Source organism: Cellulomonas algicola, from assembly GCF_003851725.1.
GTDB classification, from domain to species: domain Bacteria; phylum Actinomycetota; class Actinomycetes; order Actinomycetales; family Cellulomonadaceae; genus Cellulomonas; species Cellulomonas algicola.
Genome location: NZ_BHYL01000353.1, coordinates 1 through 13,939, shown reverse-complemented (window position 1 = coordinate 13,939; position 13,939 = coordinate 1). Strand labels below are relative to the sequence as shown.

Below are 13,939 nucleotides of genomic sequence, written 5' to 3'. Positions count from 1 at the left end.
TCCGCGTGCGGCGCGCTCGCGGTCGGCACGCCGGGCGTCGGTGCCGCGCTCGCGACGCCGTCCGCGGTCGCCGCGCTGGCGGAGCGGGTCGCCGTGCGAACCCGCTGACGCGCACCGCCGCTACGGCACCGGCCGCGCCGCACCGGCAGCGTCGAGGTCCCGCTGCCACATCCCCAGCACGCCCGTCGGCGTGAAGCCGAGCGCGACGTTGATCGCCAGCATGTGGTCGTTCTCCTGCGCGTTCCACGTGTGCAGCCGCCGCAGTCCCGGCCACAGGTCCTCGAGCCGCAGGAGCTGCGCCGTCTTGACGAGCATCCCGAGGCGGTGCCCGCGGTGGGCCGCGACGACGAGCGTGTCCTGCTGGTAGGCGGCCTCGGGCAGCGTCGGGGGCCACTCCACGACCGTGAACGCCACGAGCTCGCCCGTCGGCACGTGCTGCGCCGCCACGACCGCGGCGACCCGGCCCTGCTCGACCACCTCGCGGTCGTGCGCGCGCACCCGCTCCGCGTCCCACGGCTCCTCGTCGAGCTCCAGGTCGGCGGTCGGCACGTCGGTGCTCATGCGCGTCCGCAGCACCGCCATGCCGTCCAGGTGCTCCTCGGGCGTCGGTCCCGTCCAGGCGACGAGGCGGTACGCGCCGCCGGCCGCGCGCCCCGCGTCCTCGTGCGCCCGGCGGACCGCAGCCCGTCGCGCGTCGTCCAGGGGGAACGTGAACGTGCTGAACCGCTCGACCTGCTCGAGTCCGTACCCGCGCGCGCCGGCCAGCCGCGTCGCCGCGTCCGCGGCGGGCACGGCGCCGGTGCCGCTGCGCGCACCCGCAGTCGGCTCGCCGTCGGTCGGCGCCCGGTGCGTGCTCATCACGATGAGCGTCCGGCGGTCCTCCGCGCGCGCAGCCGACTCGGCGGCGTCAAGGAGCACGCGACCCACCCCGCGCCCCCGTGCGTCCGGTCGCACCCACGTCTCGGCGACCGCGAGGTGCGCGTTGTCCTGCGTCGGCACGTTCACGAGCGCGGCGCCGACGACCGCGTCGACCGCGGGCGCCATCCCGTCCGCGGTGACGACGAGCAGCGTCGACCGCTCGTACGGCCGGTCCTGCAGCAGCGCCCCGACCTCGGCCACCTGCCAGGCAGCGTCCGCGTGACCGAACAGGGCGCGGTGCGTGGCCGCGTGCGCGCGGCACGCTCCGGTCACCGCCCACGTCGCGGCGTCGTCGGGCGTCGCGGGCGCCGTCGCCCGGTGCACGGTCCAGGGAGCCATGCGTCCCAGGGTGCTCCCGTGGCGCGTCCGCCGTCACGCCGGCACGTCGCCCCGCGCGCGGCGACGACGCGCCGACCCGGCTGTCAGCCGCCCGAGACGCTCAGCTCGGCCTCGTGCAGGTCGCGGCGGAAGTGCTCCGACAGCTCGCGCGAGTCGAGCCAGCCGTACGGGAGGATCGGGCGCTTCGGCGACCCCGCGCGCCCGCGCTGCCCCTCCGCGGCCTCGCCCGGGTACGGCTGGTCGAGGTCGAGCGCGGCGAGCTTGTCGTCGAGGTCCGCCATCGACGTGACGAGGCCGAGACCGGCACGCGCCTCGCCGCCGACGACGTACCCCTTGAGATACCAGGCCATGTGCTTGCGCATCTCGCGCAGCGCCTTGCCCTCGTCGCCGAAGTGCTCGACCATCAGCTCGGCGTGCCGCCGCACGACGTGCGCGACCTCCCCGAGCCTCGGCCGGATGCGCTCGTCGGAGCCCGCGAACGCCGCCGCGAGGTCGGCGAACAGCCACGGCCGACCCTGGCAGCCGCGCCCGACGACGACGCCGTCGCAGCTGGTGTGCGCGACCATCGCGAGCGCGTCCTCCGCGGACCAGATGTCGCCGTTGCCCAGCACCGGGATGTCGGTGACGGCCGCCTTGAGCGTCGCGATCGCGTCCCAGTCGGCCGTGCCCGAGTAGTAGTCGGCGGCGGTGCGGCCGTGCAGCGAGACGGCGGCCACGCCCGCGTCCTGCGCGGTGAGCCCGGCCTCGACGTACGTGAGGTGGTCCTCGTCGATGCCCTTGCGCATCTTCACCGTGACCGGCACGCCCGCGGGGCTCGCGGCGTCGACGGCCGCGCGCACGATCGCCGAGAACAGGTCCCGCTTCCAGGGCAGCACCGCTCCCCCGCCGCGCCGCGTCACCTTGGGGACCGGGCAGCCGAAGTTGAGGTCGACGTGGTCGGCGAGGTCCTCCTCGACCAGCATCCGGACCGCCGCGGCGACCGTCGCGGGGTCGACGCCGTAGACCTGGACGGACCGCGGCACCTCGTCGGGCTCGAACGAGATGATCCGGAACGACTCGGGGCTGCGCTCGACCAGCGCGCGGCTCGTCACCATCTCGGCGACGTAGAGGCCCGCGCCGGACTCGCGGCACAGCCGCCGGAACGCGGCGTTGGTCACGCCGGCCATCGGGGCGAGCACCACGGGGGTGTCGACGGTGATCGGCCCGATGCGCAGCGGCGGCAGCACCGCGCCGGCGCCGGGGCGCGCGGGAGCCGCGGGTGTCGTCGTGGTCATGCGGCCATTGTCGCACCGGCTGCCCGGGACCCGCGGGTCGGCGGGCGCCGGTCGGGTCCGGGCAGGCGGTCGGCGAGCGCCGGTCGGGTCCCGGCGCGCGGCCCCACGCCTGCTCAGGCCAGCAGCCAGCCGTTCTCCTGCGCGATCCGCACGGCCTCCGCGCGCGTCCGCCCGCCGGTCTTGGCCATCGCGGCGGACAGGTAGTTGCGGACCGTGCCCTCCGACAGGAACGTCGCGCGCGCGATGTCCGCGACCGTCCCGCCGTCCGCGGCGGCCACGAGCACGTCACGCTCCCGCTCGGTCAGCGGACTGCTGCCCACCGCGAGCGACTCGACCGCGAGATCCGGGTCGACGACGCGCAGACCGCGGTGCACGCGCCGCACCGCGTCGGCGAGCTGCTCGGCGGGCGTGTCCTTCACCACGAACCCGCTGGCCCCCGCGTCGAGCGCGCGGCGCAGGTAGCCGGGACGCCCGAAGGTCGTGACGATGAGCGACCGGCACGACGGCAGGCGGCGGTGCAGCTCGGCGGCGGCAGTGATGCCGTCGAGCCCGGGCATCTCGACGTCGAGCAGCGCGACGTCGACGCGCGCGTCGCGGGCCGCGACCAGCACCTCGTCGCCCCGGCCGACCTGCGCGACGACCGTGAGGTCGGCCTCGAGGTCGAGCAGCGCGGCGAGCGCGCCCCGCACGAGCGCCTGGTCGTCGGCGAGCAGCAGGCGGATCGGGTCCGTCACCGGGCGTTCCCCCGGGTCGTGACGAGCAGGCGGTAGCCGCCGAGCGGACCGCGCGCGGCCTCGACGCGGGCCCCCGACCGGCGCGCACGCTCCGCGAGGCCGTGCAGCCCGTTGCCGGGGCGCTCGTCGCCCGGTCCCGCACCGTCGTCGTCGACCGTGAGCGTGTCGGCGGTGATCTCGACCCGCACGCGCGTCGCGCCCGAGTGCCGGAGCACGTTCGTCGCGCCCTCGCGCACGGCCCACGCGAAGAGCACGCGCAGGTCGTCGGGCACGTCGTCGACCGCGCCCGGCACCTCCGCCTCGATCCCGGCGGCGTCGAAGGCCTGCCGTGCACCCACGAGCTCCCCGGCGAGCGTGACCGCCCGCGTCGCGGTGACCATGCCGCGGACGTCCGCGAGCGCGGACCGGGCGAGCTGCTGGACCTCGAGCATCTCGGCGCGTGCCCGCTCGCCGTCGACGTCGAACATCCGGGCGGCGAGCTCGGCCTTGACGGAGATGACGGTGAGGCTGTGGCCGAGGATGTCGTGCATGTCGCGGGCGATCCGCTCGCGCTCGCGCTCGACGGCGAGCACCGCGACCTCGTCGCGCGCCAGCTGGAGCTGCCGGTTGCGCAGCACGAGCTGCGTGAACCCGAACACCGCGACGGTCGCGAGCACGATCGACAGCACGAGGTCGTCGATGGTCTCCCAACCCGGCACGACGCGCGGCACGAGCATCGCCAGGACCACCATGGTCAGCGCGACGGCGAGCGCGCGCAGGTCGCGCAGGAGGAAGACCCCGCTCACGCTCACGAACACGAGCCCGACCAGTCCGTCCTGCTCCGCCGCCAGGCACGCGAGCGCGACGAGGACGAGCTGGCCGCCGAGGAACGCGAACGCCGGTCCGGTCGCCATCTGCTCGCCGCGAGGCCCGGCGTGGGTGAAGACGACCCACACGAACGACAGCGACAGGAGCGCGATCGCGACGAGGGACACGACGCGGGCCGGGCCGGGGGTGCTGTCCCACGCGGACTGCCACGGCTGCAGCAGGAAGACGGCCCAGACGACGCCCATCGTGGGGCCGACGACGCGCATGACGCGGTGCGTGCGGGTGCCCAGCGGGTTGCGCGGCTCACCAGTCGGGTCCGGCACCGCGACCGACCACAACCCCTCGCGCAGCGCCCAGGTCTGCCCGCCGACCGCCGCCCACCGCCCGCGCGCCCGTGCGGGCCGCTCGTCGTCCGGTCGGGTGGTGCCGCTCACGGCGCCCACCGTACCGAGCCGACGAGCGGCCCCCGCGTCGCATCCGTCCGTCACACGCGGGCGGTGTCGAGACGGAACCGCCACACCGCACCGCCGACGAACACCGCGGCCCACGCGACGACGTTGACGACGGCCCAGACGCTCACGTCGCCGCCCGTGAGCGGCGCGCGCACGATCTCCGCGAGGCCGTACGTCGGGATGAAGCGCGCGATGGTCGCGAACACGCCGTCGCCGAGCGGCATGAACAGCCCGCCCGCGAACGACAGCAGCGCGAGCACGGGACCGAGCACCTGCATGACGTTCTCGGCCGGCAGCAGGTAGCCCATGAAGAGGCCGAACGCGGCGAACACCGCGGAGCCGGCCCACGCGAGCACGACGGACCAGACGAGCGCGGTCGTGCTGATCTCGGCCCCGCGCGCGAGCCCGGCGACGAGCGTGACGAGGATCGACGCGAGGCCCAGCACCATGGCGACGGCAACCTTGGTCAGCACGTACGCGGCCGGCCGCAGGGGCGTGAGCCGGAGCTGCCGGCTCCACCCCTGCGCGCGCTCGATCGACACGCTCGCGCCGCCGCTCGTGGTCGCGAGGATCGCGCCGTACAGGGCCATGGAGATCATCACGTACGCCGTGACGTTGCCGTTCCCGACCGACTGGTCGAGGTACTCGCGCTGCGTCCCGAACAGCAGGAAGAACACCGGCGGCATGACGAGTGTGAAGATCACCGTGCGGCGGTTGCGCAGCAGGCGGCGCAGCTCGGTGCGCAGGTACACGGGCTGCAGCAGGCGCGCCCGCGGACGGGCGGTGACGGCGGCGGGTGCGGTCGTCGTGGCGGTGAGAGTGCTCATCGGGTGCTCCCGGAGGTCGTCGTGGCGGTGGTGTCGCCCGTGAGGGCGAGGAAGGCGTCCTCGAGGCCGAGCGCGGTGATCTCCACCTCGGTCGCGTCGGTGCGGGTCAGCAGGTGCCGGGCGACGTCGTCGGAGGCGGTCGTGCGCAGCAGCACACGTTCGCCGCGACGCTCGACCTCGGTCACGCCGGGCAGGGCCGCGAGCGCGGCGTCCGACGGTGCACCGTCCCGGAACGCGGCGGAGACGACACGCCCCGACGCGAGCGACTTCACCTGGGCCGCGGAGCCGTCCGCGACGACCCGTCCGTGGCTCACCAGGACGACCCGGTCGGCGTACGCGTCGGCCTCCTCGAGGTAGTGCGTCGCGAAGACGATCGTGCGGCCGCGCGCCGCGTCGGCGCGGATCGCGTTCCAGAAGTCGCGACGTCCGCCCACGTCCATGCCCGTCGTCGGCTCGTCGAGGATCAGCAGGTCGGGGTCGGGCAGCAGTGCCAGGCCGAACCGCAGGCGCTGCTGCTGGCCGCCCGAGCACGAGCCGACACGGCGGTCGGCCGCGTCGGTGAGGCCCGCGCGCACCAGCACGTCGTCGACGTCGTGCGCCGAGCCGAAGAACGACGCGGTCAGCGCGAGCGTCTCGCGGACCGTCAGGTCCTTGAGCAGGCCGCCCGTCTGCATGACGGCCGACACCCGGCCGGCGGCGATCGCGGCCGCGGGGTCGAGCCCCAGCACGCGGACGCTGCCCTCGTCGGGCCGCGCCAGGCCCAGGACCATGTCGATCGTCGTCGTCTTGCCGGCGCCGTTGGGGCCGAGGAACGCGACGACCTCGCCGGGGCGGATCGTGAGGTCGAGCCCGTCGACCGCGCGGACCGTGCCGGCTGGCGTGGTGAACGACTTGCGCAGGCCGCGCAGCTCGAGCGCGGGCGGCACCGCACCGCTCGGTGCGGGCGTCGGGAGGACGTCGGTGGTGGTCATGACGACGATCGTGCCGCCGCGCGGTCCGGCGGTCCCCCGCCGCTCGTCACCACCTCGCCATGACGGATGTCATGTCGAGCCGACCCTCGCCGGCGTGGGGCGACGTGGCGCCCTGCGGGTCGGAGCAGCGGTCCGAGGACGTCTCAGCCGGGCGGCGCCCAGCGGTCGAGCAGGGCGCGGAAGCGGGTGGCGGCCTCGCCGCGTGCGGCTGCGCTCGCTCCCGGCGGCGGGACCGTGTCGTCGGAGGCCGCGCGCTCGAACCTCTCCTGCACCCACGCGCGCACGGCCGCGGGCACGACGCCAGACCCCATCTCGCGCGTCACGGCCTTCGCGGCGACGAGGTCCGCGACCGGTCGCGCGACCGCGTCGGGTACGGGCGCCTCGGCGAGCAGGGCACCGAGGTCCATCGGCGGGGTGACCCGACCGGGGTGCTGCTCCATCCAGTGGAGCGTGGCGGCGGGCCGCAGCGCGTAGAAGACGCGCTTGAGGTGGACCGCGGCACCGTCCGCGGCTCCGCTGCGCTCCCAGTGGTCGCGGCCGACGTGAAGGTAGTGCCGCACGATCGCCGACCGGTCAGCGACCGCGGCGACGAGCGCGAGCAGCTCGTCGCGGAACTCCTCCTCGCCCGCGTAGACGAACGGCGACCGGAGCCACTCCCCGACCGTCGCGTTGCCGCCGGTCGCGAGCCGCACGGCCTTCACGAGGTCCCAGCCGTTGACGTCGAGCACGGCGTCGAGCGGCGTCTCGATCACGTCGCGCGGCGGCCACGGGTCCAGGTACGCCGACCGCGGCCGCACGAACACGAACCGGCAGTCGTAGTCGCTGTCGGGCGACGGGAAGCCCCAGGCGCGGCTGCCGCTCTCGACGGCCCAGCCGATGCGCACCCCGTGCTCGCGCGTGATCGCCGCCAGGCGGTCGTCGACGTCTGCGACGACCGCCTGGTCGAACGACGCGGGCAGCGCGCGGCCCCCGGGCGACGTCATGCCGTGGACGTCAGGCGCCGATCAGGTGCTGCGCGAGGTAGCCGGCGACCTTGTCGAGCGCGACGCGCTCCTGCGTCATGTCGTCGCGGTGCCGGATGGTCACGGCCTGGTCCTCGAGCGTGTCGAAGTCGACCGTGATGCAGAACGGCGTGCCGATCTCGTCCTGGCGGCGGTAGCGGCGGCCGATCGCCTGGGCGTCGTCGAAGTCGACGTTCCAGTGCTGGCGGAGCTCGGCGGCGAGGTCGCGGGCCTTCGGCGAGAGCTGCTCGTTGCGGGACAGCGGGAGGACCGCGGCCTTGACCGGCGCGAGGCGGTGGTCGAGCTTGAGCACGACGCGCTCGTCGACGCCGCCCTTGGTGTTGGGCGCCTGGTCGACGGTGTACGACTCGACGAGGAACGCCATGAGCGAGCGCGTGAGGCCCGCGGCCGGCTCGATGACGTACGGCACGTAGCGCTCGTTCTTGGCCTGGTCGAAGTACGACAGGTCCTGGCCGGAGTGCTGCGAGTGCGTCGACAGGTCGAAGTCGGTGCGGTTCGCGATGCCCTCGAGCTCGCCCCACTCGCTGCCCTGGAAGCCGAACCGGTACTCGATGTCGACGGTGCGCTTCGAGTAGTGCGAGAGCTTCTCGGCGGGGTGCTCGTAGAGGCGCAGGTTGTCGCGGCTGATGCCGAGGTCGACGTACCAGTCGGTACGCGTGTCGATCCAGTACTGGTGCCAGGTCTCGTCGGTGCCGGGCTCGACGAAGAACTCCATCTCCATCTGCTCGAACTCGCGCGTCCGGAAGATGAAGTTGCCGGGCGTGATCTCGTTGCGGAAGGACTTGCCGATCTGGCCGATGCCGAAGGGGGGCTTCTTGCGCGACGCCGTGAGCACGTTCTGGAAGTTCACGAAGATGCCCTGCGCGGTCTCGGGCCGCAGGTAGTGCAGTCCGGACTCGTCCTCGACGGGGCCGAGGTACGTCTTGAGCATCATGTTGAAGTCGCGCGGCTCGGTCCACTGGCCACGGGTGCCGCAGTTGGGGCACGCGATCTCGGCGAGGCCGCCCTCGGGCGCACGGCCCTTGCGCTCCTCGAACTCGTCGATCATCTGGTCCTCGCGGAACCGCTTGTGGCACGAGAGGCACTCGGTGAGCGGGTCGGTGAAGACGCCGACGTGGCCCGACGCGACCCACACCTGGCGGGGCAGGATCACGGACGAGTCGAGGCCGACGATGTCGTCGCGACGCGTGACCATCGCACGCCACCACTGGCGCTTGATGTTCTCCTTGAGCTCGACGCCGAGCGGGCCGTAGTCCCACGCGGAGCGCGTGCCTCCGTAGATCTCACCGCTGGGGAACACGAAGCCACGGCGCTTGGCCAGGGAGACGACGGCGTCCAGACGGGAAGGTGCGGCCACGGGCGATCACTCCAGTGCGTGAGGCGCCCACGGCTGGGTGTCGCGGGCGGTGGGGGCCGGGGCGGGTTGCCACGGCAGGCGAGTCCCCAGGCTACCGGCCCCGGGGCGGCGCGCCGCACGGCGTTTTTGACAACGGTTCTCGTCCAACTGAGAATGATCGTCATGCTCTTCGCCCGCCCCCGGCGCCCCCTGCTCCTCGTGCCCGCCCTCGCGCTGCCCGCGCTGCTCGCCGGCTGCGGGTCGACCGCCGCCGCGGACGACGACACCGTGCACGTGCTCGCGTCGTTCTACCCGCTGCAGATGGTCGCGCAGCAGGTCGGTGGCGACCGCGTGAGCGTCGAGTCGCTGACGCCGCCCGGAGCGGAGCCGCACGACGTCGAGCTCTCCCCCGCCCAGGTGTCGCACCTCGACACCGCCGACCTCGTCGTCTACCTGTCGGGCTTCCAGGCCGCCGTCGACGACGCCGTCGCGCAGACCGCACCCGCGCACGTGCTCGACGCCGCCGACGTCACGCCGCTGATGTCCGACGAGGGCCACGAGCACGAGCACGAGGAGGGCGACGACCACGAGCACGGCGGCCTCGACCCCCACTTCTGGCTGGACCCGTCGCGCATGCCGGCCGTCGCCGACGCGGTCGCCGAGCAGCTGACGGAGCTCGACCCCGACGGCGCCGACGAGTACGCCGCCAACGCCGCCGCGCTGTCCGAGCGGTTCACCGCGCTCGACGCGGCGTACCGGGCCGGGCTCGCGGAGTGCTCGATCCGCACGTTCGTCACGTCGCACACCGCGTTCGGCTACCTCGCCGACCGGTACGACCTGCACGAGGTCGGGATCTCCGGCATCGACCCCGAGGCCGAGCCGTCGCCCGCGCGCCTCGCCGAAGTGTCCGACGTGGTCGAGCAGGAGGGCGTCACGACGATCTTCTTCGAGACGCTCGTCAGCCCCAAGGTCGCCGAGACGCTCGCCGCCGACCTGGGCGTCGACACCGCGGTCCTCGACCCGATCGAGGGCCTCGTCGACGAGGACGCGGACTACTTCTCCGTCGCCGAGGACAACCTCGAGGCGCTGCGCGTGGCATTGTCCTGCTCGTGACCCTCGGCACCACCACACCGCTCGCCGTCGAGGCGACGGGCCTCGACGTCACGCTCGGCGGCCGCCGCATCCTCGCCGGCGTCGACCTCGCGGTCGAGCCCGGGCAGGTGCTCGCGCTGCTCGGCGCCAACGGGTCCGGCAAGTCCACGCTCGTCCGCGCGCTGCTCGGCGTCGTCCCGACCAGCGCCGGCAGCGTGCGGCTGTTCGGCGCGCCGCTCGGCCCGTCCGCCCCGTGGCACCGCGTCGGCTACGTGCCGCAGCGCATGCCCGCCGCGTCCGGCATGCCCGCGACGGCGCTCGAGGTCGTGACGTCCGGGCTCCTGCACAGGCGCCGGGTGCGCCCCGCGCACGGGGGCCGCCGCCGCGCGCTCGCCGCGCTCGAGTCCGTCGGGCTCGCCGACCGCGCCCACCGGCGCGTCCAGGAGATGTCCGGCGGGCAGCAGCAGCGGGTCCTCATCGCCCGCGCGCTCGTCCGCGACCCCGACCTGCTCGTGCTCGACGAGCCGACGTCGGGCATCGACATCCCCACGCAGGCGACCTTCGTCGACACCGTCGCACGGCTGCACGCCGCCGGGACGACCGTCGTCGTGATCCTCCACGAGCTCGGTCCGTTCGCCGGGCTCATCCAGCGTGCCGTCGTCCTGCGGCACGGACGCGTCGCGCACGACGGGCCCCCGCCCGCCGCGCGGCCCGAGCACGCGCACGCCGACCACGACCACACGCACGCGCACCCCGACCCCGAGCCGCCGCCGACCGGACCCACGATCACCGTGGAGGTGACCCCGTGACCTGGGACCTGGTCGTCGAGATGCTCACGTCGCCGCTCATGCAGCGCGCGCTGCTCGCCGCCGTGCTCGTCGGCGCCGCCGCACCCGTCGTCGGCACGTTCCTCGTGCAGCGGCGCATGGCGCTCATGGGCGACGGGATCGGCCACGTCGCGCTCACGGGTGTCGCGCTCGGCTGGCTCGTCGGGTCGTGGGCCGGGCTCGTCCCGCAGGACGCGCTCGCCGTGCCCGGAGCCGTCGTCGCCGCGGTCGTCGGGTCGGTCGTCATCGAGCTCGTCCGCGAGCGCGGCCGTACCAGCGGTGACCTGGCGCTCGCGCTCATGTTCTACGGCGGCATCGCGGGCGGCGTCCTGCTCATCAAGGTCGCGGGCGGCACCAACGCGAACCTCATCAGCTACCTGTTCGGCTCCATCTCGACCGTGTCGACGAGCGACCTGTGGTGGACCGTCGCGCTCGCCGCTCTCGTGCTCGGCGTCGGCCTCGGCCTGCGCACCGCGCTGTTCGCCGTGAGCCACGACGAGGAGTTCGCCCGCGCGAGCGGCATGCCCGTGCGGCTCCTGTCGATGCTCGTCGCGACGATCGCCGCGCTCACCGTGACGATCGCGATGCGCGTCGTCGGCCTGCTGCTGGTGAGCGCGCTCATGATCGTGCCCGTCGCGATCGCGCAGCTCTACGCGCGGTCGTTCGGCCGCACCATGACGCTCGCGAGCGTCATCGGCGTCGTCGTCAGCGTCGTCGGGCTCGGGCTGACGTACTGGCAGGACATCCCGCCCGGCGCGACCATCGTCGTCCTCGCGATCGTCGTCTACACCGTCGCCGCCACACTGCGACCCGCGCTCCAACGGCGCCGCCCCGACGACGACCCGCACCCCGACATGGTCGACGACGTGCTGATCGTCGACGACGTGTGCGACGACCCCGTCCCCACCGCCCCCGCACCGGCCGGCGCCGCGCACGCCATCGCCGCGACCCCGTCGCGCGCCGGCCGCACCGGGGGTGCCCCACGCCCGACGCCCGGGACCGACGACCCGGCCGGCGGCGCCCCCGCGACCTAGGATCGGCGCGTGGACGACGACCCCATCTCGGCGTTCGGGCTCGCGACCGTGCCCGTCGGCATCGCCGTCGTCCTGCTGTTCTTCATCGTGCTGGCCCGCTCGCACGCGACGTACTGGGCCGGGCGCGGCGTCACGCGCGGCGCGCAGTACGTGCACGACTCCGACCGGGGCTTCGCGTGGTGGCGCTCGACGATGGAGCACCTCGAGCGCTGGACCAGCACCCGCGCCGCGCAGCGCGGCCTCGACCTCGTGCGGCGGTGGGGCGCCGTCGCCGTCACCCTCGCCTACCTGACCGTCGGCCTCCAGACGGCCGTCTTCGCGTCGGCGGGCCTCATCCGGATGCGCTACCTGCGGTTCACGCTCGCGTCGATCCCCGGCTCGCTCCTGTGGGCCGTCATCTGGGCGACCGTCGGCTTCGGCGCCGTCTGGGCGGGCGTGCGCCTGTTCGTCGCCTCGCCCGTCGCGGCGATCGCCGTCCTCCTGCTGCTGGCGGTCGCGATCGGCTGGGGCGTGCGACGTCGCCTGCAGCGCAACGCCGCCACCGCGGAGCACGAGCCGACGCACCCCGGCCGGCACGCCGCCGAGAGCGACGCCTGACCCGTCGCGAGCCGCCGCCCCCGGGGCGGCGCACCGGCGCCGCCCCGTCAGGCCCACTCCCGACGCCCGCGCGACGCGTCCGGCCGTCAGGACGCCGTGTGCTCCTGCGAGACGCAGAACTGGTTGCCGTCGGGGTCCGCGAGGACGACCCACTCGAAGCCCTCGTGCTCGTGCCGGCCCACGAGCGTCGCGCCGTCGCCGAGCAGACGCTCGACCTCCGCGTCCCGGTCCGCCGCGGCGAGGTCGACGTGCAGGCGGTTCTTGCCGGGCGTCGGGTCCGGCACCTTCTGGAACGCGAGCACCGGTCCGCCGGCCGCGGACGGCAGCACCATGACGTACCAGCCGTCGCTGTCGTCGCGCACGGTGCCGCCCGTCTGCCGGGCCCACCAGTCCGCGAGCGTCGTCGCGTCGAGCGTGTCGAAGGTCACCATCGCGGGTCGCAGCGTCATGGCCGGAACCGTAGCGGCTCCGTCCGACATCGGCGCAGGTGAGGGCGCTGTCGACGTGGAGCCGAGCGCCGCGGGGCCGCGCGCGCGGGCTCAGGCGGGCGCTCTCCCGGGCTTGTCGACCGCTCCCCCGTACCGACGGTCGCGTCGGGCGTACGTCTCGACCGCGCGCCACAGGTGCCGCCGGTCCACGTCGGGCCACGGCTCGTCGAGGAACACCAGCTCCGCGTACGCCGCCTGCCAGAGCATGAAGTTCGACGTGCGCTGCTCCCCCGACGACCGCAGGAACAGGTCCACGTCGGGCAGGTCCGGCTCGTCGAGGTAGCGCGCGAACGTCTTCTCGTTGATCCGGTCCGGCTTGAGCCGCCCCGCCGCGACCTCGCGCGCGATGGCCTGCGCGGCGTCGGCGATCTCGGCACGGCCGCCGTAGTTGACGCACATCGTGAGCGTGCACGTCGTGTTGTCCTTCGTGAGCTGCTCGGCCTCCTCCAGCTCGGAGATGACCGACCGCCACAGCCGCGGGCGGCGACCCGCCCACCGGACTCGCACGCCCCACGAGTTCATGAGGTCACGGCGCCGTCGCAGCACGTCGCGGTTGAACCCCATGAGGAACCGCACCTCGTCGGGCGAGCGCGACCAGTTCTCGGTCGAGAACGCGTACGCGCTCACGTACTCGACGCCGATCTCGATCGCCCCCGCGACGACGTCGAGCAGCGACGCCTCCCCCGCCCGGTGCCCCTCGGTCCGTGGCAGCCCGCGGGCGTTCGCCCACCGCCCGTTGCCGTCCATCACGACGGCCACGTGCTTCGGCACGAACTGCTTCGGGATCGCCGGGGCGCGCTCCCCGGACGGGTGCGGGTACGGGGGCACGGGAGTCGGCACGCCCACATTCTGCCCGTTCGGCAGACCGCGGCGGTGTGGCGTCACCGCCTCCGACCAGCGCGGGCACGGGTCCGGCACAGCCACGGGCGTGCGCCGGACGTCAACGGGACCGTCGGTCGTCGCCGGCCGCGACGGTCAGACGCGCTCGACCAGCGGCAGGGAGCGGAGCTGGCGCTCCAGGTGGAACTGGCAGAACGCGGCGACGAGGCCGTTGCCCTCGCCGCGGTGCCGCTCGGCGCTCGCGTCGGCGACCGACCAGTCGCCCGCGAGCAGCGCGGCGAGCAGCGCGAACGTCTCGGGCGCGGGGGCCGCGGCACCGGGCGGGCGGCACGCGCCGCACACCGCCCCGCCGGACGCGACCGCGAACGCGTGGTGCGGGCC

The 13,939-nt window shown here is 74.6% G+C and carries 15 protein-coding genes; 4 read left to right on the top strand and 11 right to left on the bottom strand.

All coding sequences use genetic code 11. The features are described 5' to 3' along the window. Positions 1-120: 120 nt before the first annotated feature. The 8 genes from CTKZ_RS18865 to CTKZ_RS18830 form a co-directional block, all read right to left on the bottom strand. Entirely contained in the window at positions 121-1,257 is a 1,137-nt protein-coding gene (locus tag CTKZ_RS18865; protein WP_124344365.1) for a GNAT family N-acetyltransferase, read from the bottom strand. Positions 1,258-1,340: 83 nt separating this feature from the next. Next, positions 1,341-2,531 carry a tRNA dihydrouridine synthase DusB gene (dusB, locus tag CTKZ_RS18860; RefSeq protein ID WP_124344364.1) on the bottom strand — a complete coding sequence of 397 codons (1,191 nt, stop codon included), beginning with the start codon at positions 2,529-2,531 and terminating at the stop codon, positions 1,341-1,343. 113 nt (positions 2,532-2,644) lie between these two features. Beyond that, positions 2,645-3,265 carry a response regulator transcription factor gene (locus CTKZ_RS18855; protein ID WP_124344363.1) on the bottom strand — a complete coding sequence of 207 codons (621 nt, stop codon included), beginning with the start codon at positions 3,263-3,265 and terminating at the stop codon, positions 2,645-2,647. Further along, a complete protein-coding gene (locus CTKZ_RS18850) occupies positions 3,262-4,506 on the bottom strand; it encodes a sensor histidine kinase (protein ID WP_124344362.1) in 1,245 nt (414 codons plus the stop codon). Before CTKZ_RS18850 ends, CTKZ_RS18855 begins: the two co-directional genes overlap by 4 nt. Positions 4,507-4,556: 50 nt before the next feature. After that, positions 4,557-5,351 carry an ABC transporter permease gene (locus CTKZ_RS18845; RefSeq protein ID WP_124344361.1) on the bottom strand — a complete coding sequence of 265 codons (795 nt, stop codon included), beginning with the start codon at positions 5,349-5,351 and terminating at the stop codon, positions 4,557-4,559. Beyond that, positions 5,348-6,322: an ABC transporter ATP-binding protein gene (locus CTKZ_RS18840; RefSeq protein ID WP_124344360.1), complete on the bottom strand. Its 975-nt coding sequence runs from the start codon at positions 6,320-6,322 to the stop codon at positions 5,348-5,350. The genes CTKZ_RS18845 and CTKZ_RS18840 overlap by 4 nt, the downstream gene beginning before the upstream one ends. Positions 6,323-6,465: 143 nt before the next feature. After that, positions 6,466-7,305, bottom strand: a complete 840-nt coding sequence (locus tag CTKZ_RS18835) for a nucleotidyltransferase domain-containing protein (protein WP_124344359.1) — start codon at positions 7,303-7,305, stop codon at positions 6,466-6,468. A gap of 10 nt (positions 7,306-7,315) precedes the next feature. Next, positions 7,316-8,701 carry a glycine--tRNA ligase gene (locus tag CTKZ_RS18830; protein ID WP_124344358.1) on the bottom strand — a complete coding sequence of 462 codons (1,386 nt, stop codon included), beginning with the start codon at positions 8,699-8,701 and terminating at the stop codon, positions 7,316-7,318. A gap of 162 nt (positions 8,702-8,863) precedes the next feature. On the opposite strand from CTKZ_RS18830, the gene CTKZ_RS18825 reads away from it, so the two are divergent. The 4 genes from CTKZ_RS18825 to CTKZ_RS18810 are packed head-to-tail and all read left to right on the top strand — an operon-like array spanning position 8,864 to position 12,230. Further along, positions 8,864-9,793 (top strand): metal ABC transporter substrate-binding protein, encoded by a 930-nt coding sequence (locus tag CTKZ_RS18825; protein ID WP_124344357.1) that lies wholly within the window; start codon positions 8,864-8,866, stop codon positions 9,791-9,793. Next, a complete protein-coding gene (locus tag CTKZ_RS18820) occupies positions 9,790-10,581 on the top strand; it encodes a metal ABC transporter ATP-binding protein (protein WP_124344356.1) in 792 nt (263 codons plus the stop codon). Before CTKZ_RS18825 ends, CTKZ_RS18820 begins: the two co-directional genes overlap by 4 nt. A gap of 20 nt (positions 10,582-10,601) precedes the next feature. Beyond that, complete coding sequence (locus CTKZ_RS18815; RefSeq protein ID WP_225916535.1) at positions 10,602-11,633, top strand: metal ABC transporter permease; 1,032 nt, start codon at positions 10,602-10,604, stop codon at positions 11,631-11,633. 9 nt (positions 11,634-11,642) lie between these two features. After that, complete coding sequence (locus CTKZ_RS18810; protein WP_124344355.1) at positions 11,643-12,230, top strand: DedA family protein; 588 nt, start codon at positions 11,643-11,645, stop codon at positions 12,228-12,230. 86 nt (positions 12,231-12,316) lie between these two features. Here the strand turns inward: CTKZ_RS18810 and CTKZ_RS18805 are convergent, their stop codons facing one another. The 3 genes from CTKZ_RS18805 to CTKZ_RS18795 form a co-directional block, all read right to left on the bottom strand. After that, positions 12,317-12,679, bottom strand: coding sequence for a VOC family protein (locus CTKZ_RS18805; RefSeq protein WP_124344354.1), 363 nt, complete (start codon positions 12,677-12,679; stop codon positions 12,317-12,319). Positions 12,680-12,769: 90 nt separating this feature from the next. Continuing rightward, positions 12,770-13,558, bottom strand: a complete 789-nt coding sequence (locus CTKZ_RS18800) for an isoprenyl transferase (RefSeq protein WP_307720323.1) — start codon at positions 13,556-13,558, stop codon at positions 12,770-12,772. A 135-nt stretch (positions 13,559-13,693) separates the two neighbouring features. After that, positions 13,694-13,939, bottom strand: a 246-nt coding sequence (locus tag CTKZ_RS18795; RefSeq protein ID WP_200829822.1) for a DNA repair protein RecO C-terminal domain-containing protein, incomplete at its 5' end; no start/stop codon positions are given.

Bases quoted from the DNA above. Each gene is read 5' to 3' on its own strand.
- CTKZ_RS18840 (WP_124344360.1), bottom strand. From the start codon at position 6,322: ATGACCACCACCGACGTCCTCCCGACGCCCGCACCGAGCGGTGCGGTG.
- CTKZ_RS18865 (WP_124344365.1), bottom strand. From the start codon at position 1,257: ATGGCTCCCTGGACCGTGCACCGGGCGACGGCGCCCGCGACGCCCGAC.
- CTKZ_RS18845 (WP_124344361.1), bottom strand. From the start codon at position 5,351: ATGAGCACTCTCACCGCCACGACGACCGCACCCGCCGCCGTCACCGCC.
- CTKZ_RS18835 (WP_124344359.1), bottom strand. From the start codon at position 7,305: ATGACGTCGCCCGGGGGCCGCGCGCTGCCCGCGTCGTTCGACCAGGCG.
- CTKZ_RS18805 (WP_124344354.1), bottom strand. From the start codon at position 12,679: ATGACGCTGCGACCCGCGATGGTGACCTTCGACACGCTCGACGCGACG.
- CTKZ_RS18815 (WP_225916535.1), top strand. From the start codon at position 10,602: ATGCTCACGTCGCCGCTCATGCAGCGCGCGCTGCTCGCCGCCGTGCTC.
- CTKZ_RS18825 (WP_124344357.1), top strand. From the start codon at position 8,864: ATGCTCTTCGCCCGCCCCCGGCGCCCCCTGCTCCTCGTGCCCGCCCTC.
- dusB (WP_124344364.1), bottom strand. From the start codon at position 2,531: ATGACCACGACGACACCCGCGGCTCCCGCGCGCCCCGGCGCCGGCGCG.